Annotated in this window: 9 protein-coding genes; 8 read left to right on the top strand and 1 reads right to left on the bottom strand. The window is 60.1% G+C overall.

Annotated features, from left to right (window positions below):
• Nucleotides 1-218, bottom strand: a 218-nt coding sequence (locus tag FJ311_15285) for an ABC transporter permease subunit (GenBank protein MBM3952800.1), incomplete at its 3' end; no start/stop codon positions are given.
• Nucleotides 219-398: 180 nt separating this feature from the next.
• On the opposite strand from FJ311_15285, the gene FJ311_15280 reads away from it, so the two are divergent.
• From FJ311_15280 to FJ311_15245, 8 genes are all read left to right on the top strand, one after another.
• Nucleotides 399-1,163: an amino acid ABC transporter ATP-binding protein gene (locus tag FJ311_15280; GenBank protein ID MBM3952799.1), complete on the top strand. Its 765-nt coding sequence runs from the start codon at nucleotides 399-401 to the stop codon at nucleotides 1,161-1,163.
• 117 nt (nucleotides 1,164-1,280) lie between these two features.
• Nucleotides 1,281-2,138 (top strand): amino acid ABC transporter substrate-binding protein, encoded by an 858-nt coding sequence (locus tag FJ311_15275; protein ID MBM3952798.1) that lies wholly within the window; start codon nucleotides 1,281-1,283, stop codon nucleotides 2,136-2,138.
• 39 nt (nucleotides 2,139-2,177) lie between these two features.
• Nucleotides 2,178-3,884 carry an FAD-binding protein gene (locus tag FJ311_15270; protein MBM3952797.1) on the top strand — a complete coding sequence of 569 codons (1,707 nt, stop codon included), beginning with the start codon at nucleotides 2,178-2,180 and terminating at the stop codon, nucleotides 3,882-3,884.
• 8 nt (nucleotides 3,885-3,892) lie between these two features.
• The gene (locus FJ311_15265) at nucleotides 3,893-4,828 is read left to right on the top strand and encodes a hypothetical protein (protein ID MBM3952796.1); all 936 of its coding nucleotides are present in this window, start codon (nucleotides 3,893-3,895) and stop codon (nucleotides 4,826-4,828) included.
• Nucleotides 4,825-5,700 carry a heterodisulfide reductase subunit B gene (locus FJ311_15260; GenBank protein ID MBM3952795.1) on the top strand — a complete coding sequence of 292 codons (876 nt, stop codon included), beginning with the start codon at nucleotides 4,825-4,827 and terminating at the stop codon, nucleotides 5,698-5,700. Before FJ311_15265 ends, FJ311_15260 begins: the two co-directional genes overlap by 4 nt.
• 37 nt (nucleotides 5,701-5,737) lie before the next feature.
• Nucleotides 5,738-6,811 (top strand): hypothetical protein, encoded by a 1,074-nt coding sequence (locus FJ311_15255; GenBank protein MBM3952794.1) that lies wholly within the window; start codon nucleotides 5,738-5,740, stop codon nucleotides 6,809-6,811.
• Nucleotides 6,771-7,154, top strand: a complete 384-nt coding sequence (locus tag FJ311_15250) for a DUF4387 domain-containing protein (GenBank protein ID MBM3952793.1) — start codon at nucleotides 6,771-6,773, stop codon at nucleotides 7,152-7,154. Before FJ311_15255 ends, FJ311_15250 begins: the two co-directional genes overlap by 41 nt.
• The coding region (locus FJ311_15245) for a hypothetical protein (protein MBM3952792.1) at nucleotides 7,147-7,368 on the top strand (222 nt) is incomplete at its 3' end. The genes FJ311_15250 and FJ311_15245, both read left to right, overlap by 8 nt.

Genomic DNA, 7,368 nt, shown 5'->3' with positions numbered 1-7,368 from the left:
AATTGAACCAGCGTCGGCGTGCTGCGGAAAAATTCGATGATGGCGGCCGAGGGATACCGCAGAAATGATAGTTTCGAATCTCGCATCAGGCCGAGGGGCAGGCCGATCACCAGGCCGAGTGCGACGGAATAAATCGTCAACTCCGCGGTGATGATGGCGCCGCGAATGAACACGAAGCGATGATCCCAGATGATATAAGGGTGCCAGACGTAGTCCATGTGCCGATGCCTCCGAGCTGGATCGGTCAACTTTACAAGATATCCTGTTTTGCTACATTGCTTTCCGAGCTCGTGTTGTTCTTTTGCTCCGCGACGGAGCAAGAAGCGTAAAGGCTAGGGGATTGGCCGCTTTTTCATTATCTGGAAATCGGCCGCAATGATGACAGCCGCGGCGCACCCATGATTACGATCCGCGATCTTAGAAAGAGCTTCGGCGACAACCACGTGCTGCGTGGAATTAGCTTTGACGTCGGCCGGGGAGAAATTATCGGCATCATCGGTCCGAGCGGGTCCGGCAAGAGCACGATGCTCCGATGCATCAATTTCATTGAGGAATATGACGGCGGCGAGATTCGCTTTGAAGGCAAGCTGGTGGGCTATCGGGAGGCAGGCGGGGAGCGCGTCAAGGATACATCGGCCAATCTGGCCAAGCTGCGCGCCGATATCGGCATGGTGTTCCAAAACTACAATCTCTTTCCGCATATGACGGTACTCGAGAATCTCATGGAAGGTCCGACCATCGTGAAGCGGATCCCGGCCGATACCGCGCGCGCGGAAGCCATGACGCTGCTGGAACGGGTCGGGCTGTCCGACAAGGCCGACGCCTATCCGCGCACCCTGTCGGGCGGGCAACAGCAACGGGCGGCGATCGCCCGGGCGTTGGCGATGAAGCCCAAGGCCATGCTTTTCGACGAACCGACATCGTCGCTAGATCCCGAGTTGGTCGGCGAAGTGCTGGACGTGATGCGCACGCTCGCCCGCGACGGGATGACGATGTTGATCGCCACGCATGAAATGGCTTTCATCCGCGAGATCTCGCGCCGGATCGTGTTCATCGACGGTGGGCTTGTGGTCGAGGCGGGGACGCCCGAGGACATTTTCCACAAACCGAAACAACCGCGGACCGCTGACTTCCTGCGGCGGGTCAGCGCCGTCTCCCATTGAATGGGCGCATTCTCATCGCGTTGGCTCGGCGCCGACATAGTAGGGCCGATGCGTTGAAAACGCTGCCCGCAGCATTATAATGCTGCGTATCCGTGTTGGGGAAGACAGGAGGCGGATATGAGTATTATGGGTCGTGTTTTGCGCCAAGTTGCGCGAAGTGTTGTGGCATGCGTCGCTCTTTTCGGCGTGCTGCTGGCAACCGTTCCAACAGCGAGCGCGCAGGGAGAGTTGGATCGCATTCTCCGGGAGAAGAAGGTTAAAGTCGGCTGGATCGCCTCGCCGCCACACATGATGAAGAACCCGACGTCGGGCAAGCTCGAAGGATATTTTATCGATGCGATCCGCTACATCTTTAAGGAAGTCGATGTCGAACCCGAATTCGTGGAGTTGAATTTTTCGACATTCATCTCGGCATTGCAGACGAAGCAGATCGACCTGTGCATCGCCAGCACGCTGGTGACGATCAAGCGGGCGGCGGTGGTGGATTTCACGCGCCCGATTCTTTACTTCGGCTACAGCGCCGTCGTGCGCAAGGACGAGACTCGCTTCAGTTCGCTCGCCGATTTCAACAAGGAGGGGATCAAGATCGCGGTACTGCTCGGCGGCGCGGCGCAACAGTACGTGCGTACCAACTTTCCCAAGGCCCAGATCGTGACCTTAAACACCAACGATCAGACCGCGCCCTTCGTCGAGGCGGCTGCGGGCCGAGTCGATGTCGGCATCAACGACGCATGGTCGGCGCGACGCTTTGCAACCGCCCAGCCTTCGGTCAAGGATTTGTTCGGCGACAAACCCTACAACGTTCAGCCGACGGCCTGGACGGTGCGCAAGGGTAATTCCGAAATGCGGGATTTTCTCAACGCCGCGATCGAAACCATGATGATCAGCGGGAAGTTCGAGGAACTGGCTCGGGAGTACGATCCCAGCGGGCGCTATAAAGAGGTCATCACCCTCGCGCCTTTCGCCGCGAAATAATCGCTCTATCACGGCGCTCTTCGGAAAAACCGGGCGTCGATGGCCAAAGTCATTGATACGGACGTCGTGGTGGTCGGTGGCGGCGCCGCCGGAGCGCACGCGGCGCTGCAAGCGCACGCCGACGGCCTCAACGTCTTGCTGATCGTCAAAGGATTTCTCGGCCGCAGCGGGTGCTCGATCTTCGCCGGCAACCTGCAGCTTGTCACCGCTAAATCGCCCGAAGAGGAAATGAAGTGGCTCGAGGTGCGGACAAAATATTCGGGCTTTTACCTGGTCGATCAGGATTATGTTCGCCGCGCCAACCGCTACACGGCATCCGTGTTCTATCCGGAAATCGAGCGCAAGGGGCTTTACCTTCGGCGGACCGACACGGGCACGTTCGTCACCAATCAAGGCAAGGCCAGCAACGTTTGGGCACCATGCCAGGGGTTTTCGGGCGTGTTCGTGATGGAAATTCTCCGCAAGGAGATCCGGGCAAAGCGCATCCCGATGTTGCAGGAAACGATGGCAACGGGCCTTTTAACTAAGGACGGCCGGGCCGTCGGGATCACGGCCCTCGACATCGTGCGGGGCGAATTCATCGTCGTTCGTTCCAAGGCGGTAATTATCGCCACCGGACCCTCCAATTATCTCGCCACCCGTTCGACCGCCACCCGCGAGCAATGCGCCAACGGTTTCGCGATCGCCTACCGCGCGGGAATCGAAATGCAAAATCTCGAGGTTCAATGGTGGCATGCTTCCGACATCGCGCGCCCGAAATCGATGATGCGCCTGCATATCTATCCCAATCCCATGCCGGCGACGGCCGAAACCGTTCGGCTTTACAATTCCGACCGTGAGATGTTTTTCGAGCAGGGCATGTATCCGCTGGCGATGTCGCCGTATGCTTTGCAGCTCAAGCACCTCTACCGCCAGGTCAAGAACGGCAAGGCTAGCTGGCACGGCGGTTTTTACGCCGGCTACACCCACATGGATACGTCGGTGATGGACCGCTACAGTTCGCTCGCTCCGTCCCTGAAGCATCTTGGATTCGATATCAGCAAGGACCTGATCGAATGCGGGATCACGTGGCACATGACCCAGGGCGGCATCCGCACCAATCTCGAAACGATGGAATCGAGCCTGCCCGGTTTGTACGCGCCGGGCGGGGTCGGGAGCCATGGCGTCGGCACTCTGTCGTTCGTGAGTTATGACGGCTCCGTCGCCGCCAGCCACGCCGGCGTCCGATCAAAATCCCAATCGCATCCAGGGGTTGAGGAGGCGCAAGTCGCGATGGAAGAGCAACGCGTACTGTCGCGATTGAAAACCCTACCACCATCGGGCGTTCGGCCGATCGAGGTGAAGAGGCGCATTCGTCAGGTGATGTGGGAAAAGATGGGATACGTCAAGAACGAGGCAGGGATGTGCGCGGCGTTGGCCGAACTCGCCGAAATCCGGGAGCGGATGGTGCCGGTCATGGGCCTCGCGAGCATCACCCGAACGTGGAATTACGACTGGGTCGATGCGCTCGATGTCGAGGACATGATCGATATTTGCGAAGCGATCATTCTGTCCGCGCTGGCCCGGCGAGAGAGCCGCGGGCCGTTTTTTCGCGAAGATCACCCGTATGTCGACAACAAGGATTGGTTAAAGCATACGGTGATTAGGCGCGCCGATCATGGCGCCAAGATCGAGCACGTTCCCGTTCACTTGGCCTACATCAAGCCCAAGGCCGAGCGCGAAGACTTTCTTTCCGCGGATTACTAGCCCTGCCGATGCCCGTCAACGCCGAACAGGTTACCGCCAAGATCTATCGCTACGATCCGGCATCGGATCCGGCGCCGCGTTACGAAACGTTCGCGGTTCCGTTCGAGCCCGAAATGCGCGTTCTCGATGTGCTAGATTACGTGGCAGAGAATTGCGGGGTCGGGGTTGGCTACCGCTGGTTCTGCGGCATCAAGCGGTGCGGGATGTGCGGCGTCACCGTCAACGGCAAGCCGGTGCTGGCGTGCTGGGAGAAGGCCTCGCCGTCGATGGTGATCGAACCGCTCGCCAACATGACGGTAATTCGCGATCTAGTCGTCGATCGAAACGCCGTCGAGGAGACGACACTCGATTTGCAGCCTTGCCTGGAACGCAAGCAGCCTTACTCCGCGTTTCCGGAGGCCTTGACGCACGCGGAGGTCGCGGATGCTTTTCCGCTGATGACGTGCATCGAGTGTTATGTGTGTACCGCCGCGTGTCCGGTGCTCGCCGATGCCGGCCACCGCCGATTTGCCGGACCGGCATCGTTCGTGCAGTTAGCAAAAGTCGCGTTCCATCCGAAGGACGAAGGGGACCGGGTGGCGTTGGCCCTCAAAGGCGACATTTTCGCCTGCGTGTCCTGCTATGAGTGCTCGAACGCCTGTCCGGTCGGAATCAACGTACTGGAGGATGCGATCGAAAAATTGAAACGCCGGTGCGTCGCGCACGTCGCCGTGTCGGACCGGGAAACCGCCCATCTGCGTCTTTTCGTCGATGTCCTGCGGCGTTTCGGTCATATCCACCCGCCGACGCTGATGCGGCGGGTTAAGGGAATCGCGGCGTCGCTCCGGCACGCCGTGATGGCGTGGGCGATGTATCGCAAGGGTAAGATTCAGATCCGCCCAACCAATACCGCGGGCGCGGCTCAGATCGCGAAGCTGATCGAGATTGTGGAACGGAAAAAATGAAGTTGGCCTATTATCCCGGCTGCTCGGCGAAAAGCACCTGCGCGGAGCTTGGTGTTTCCATGGCGGCGGTGGCGAAACGCATGGGAATCGACCTCGTCGAATTGGAGGTTGCCGCATGCACCGGTGCCCGACAATTACGGGTTGTCGACGAGGAACTTTTCTTGACCCTGAACGCCAGGACCCTGGCGCTCGCCGAGGACATGGGGTTGGACGTGGTCACCGTGTGCGCCACCTGCTGTCTCAATCTGATCGAGGTCAACGAACGGCTGCGCCGCGAGGATTCCTTGCGGAATACGATCAATCGGCATTTGTCCGCAATCGGCCTCCGTTACCGCGGAACCGCCAATGTCCGCCATTTCCTCTGGGTCTTGCTGCGCGATATCGGCGAAGGGGCGCTGGCGCGGATGATCGTCAGGCCGCTGCGCGGGTTGCGCGTCGCTCCCTATTATGGTTGCCACATCCTCCGGCCGCAGGGCTCGCTCGGGTTCGATGATCCCGACTCGCCGACATCTTTTAACGCGTTGATTCGCGTTCTCGGTGCCAAGCCAGTTGCCTATCCGGGCCAGAACCGGTGCTGCGGATTTCATGTCCTGATGACCAAAGACGAGGTCGCGACGAAGATTTCCGGCCGTAGATTGATGGAAGCGGAGCAAGCTCGGGCCGACTGCATCGTCACCACATGTCCATTGTGTCATACGTCGTTGGATCCGTATCAATCCGACGCAGCCCGAACATCGGGCGCAAGCGGGATGTTGCCGATTCTCCATCTTCCACAGTTTCTTGGCCTAGGCCTAGGCCTCGATCCGCAGGAATTGAAACTGGATAAGCATGTTGTGTCGACAGGGCCTGTTCTGCAAAAGATAGCGCTGTAAGTTTTTTGTCGCTTTTTTGGGACGAGCGGGGATCCCCATGAAAATCGCAATACTCGGCGCGGGCAACGTCGCGCTCGCCAATGCCTGTTATCTCGCTAACACGGGGCACGACGTTCATCTCTGGTCGGCGCTGGCCGATGAACGGCGCGCGCTCGCCACTGCTGGCGGAAAAATCGCCTACGAGGGCTTCATGTCCGGTACGGCGCAGGTGATAGTCGAGGAGGGCGTGCGTGTATGCGTCGAACGCGCGCCCGTGGTCATGATCGCCGCGCCCGCGTTCGCCCATCAAACGCTGATGGCGGCCGCTTGTCCGTACCTGCAGGAAGAACAGGACGTGATCATCCATCCGGTGACGGGGCTGAGTTCGCTGCTGATGTCGCGCATGCTCAAGGCGCGCAACATCCGTCCGACCGTGGTCGATCTTTCGACCAGTCTGTTCACCACGCGCAAGACCGGGCCGACCTCGGTCCGGCTGCTCCGGATCAAGGATGTGATCGACCTGGCGACGATTCCGGCGGCGCGCGGCGAAGCGGCCAAGCGGCGGCTCGAAGCCCTGTTTGGTGAACGCTTCCGGGTCGAGCCGAATGCGCTCGCCATCTCGCTCAACAATCACAATCCGGTCTATCACGTCGCGCCGCTGCTCTGTAACCTGAGCCGTGCCGAGAAAAAGGAAAACTGGATCATCTGGGATAACATCACTCCCGGCGTCGCTCGTTTCGTCAAGCTGGTGGATGATGAACGGCTCGCGGTCGTGCGCCGCTACGGCACGACCGAAATTCCGGTCGATCAGTACTTCCGCCAATCGTTCGGGGTGGGCGGCGACGACCTTAATCAGATTTTCCGGGCGGTGGCCGAAAAACTGAAGGGGCCGATCGGACCGCAGGAAATGAACCATCGGTTCATTCTCGAGGACGTGCCCTACGCGCTGGTCTTTTATCATGCGCTCGGCCAGGCGGCCGGCATCGCCATGCCGGTCACAGAAAGCCTGATCCGCATCACGTCGGCACTCTACGATCGCGACTTCTTCGCCGAGGGGCACACGCTCGAAAAACTCGGATTGGCCGGGCGCGATGTCGCCGGAATCCTGCGCCTCGCCGAAACCGGGTTCTGAGGGGCTCGCGATGCCGACGCACCCGCCCGCGCCGCCGGACCGGATCAAGGTTCTGCGCAGCAAGAACGCCGGGCCGTATGCCTTGACCTTCGACGTGGTGTTTCGCGATCCGGCGGATTTTCGCGCGTTCGCCGCCCGCGTGCGCCCCGATGATGTGGCCCGCGCCTATGGTCGGCCGGTCACCGACGTGATCTCGACTGAAACGATCGAAGCGCTGAACGCCTTCAAGGTTTCGCTGGTCCGGGATCAACCGGCGGGCCATCCGGGGGATTCCGATTGCTATGGCATGAATCAGGAAGAGCCCTTGGCGCGCCTCGTTCGCGCGGTGCTGGACTATGAGTGACGCCACGGCGATCACCATCGTCACCCCGACCGGCTGTATCGGCAACCGGGGCATCGATCGTGCGACGTTCGCGGCTGTGGTTGCCGAAGCCAAACCGGATGCGATCGCGGTCGATGCGGGATCGATCGACTGCGGTCCATGGTATCTGGGCGCGGGGCGGGAACACAGCCCGCTCAGCCATATCGAGTGGGACATCGAGACCATCCTCGCCGAG

The organism is Rhodospirillales bacterium, assembly GCA_016872535.1.
Classification (GTDB): Bacteria; Pseudomonadota; Alphaproteobacteria; order Rhodospirillales; family 2-12-FULL-67-15; genus 2-12-FULL-67-15.
This window is presented reverse-complemented; position numbering and strand designations above follow the sequence as displayed.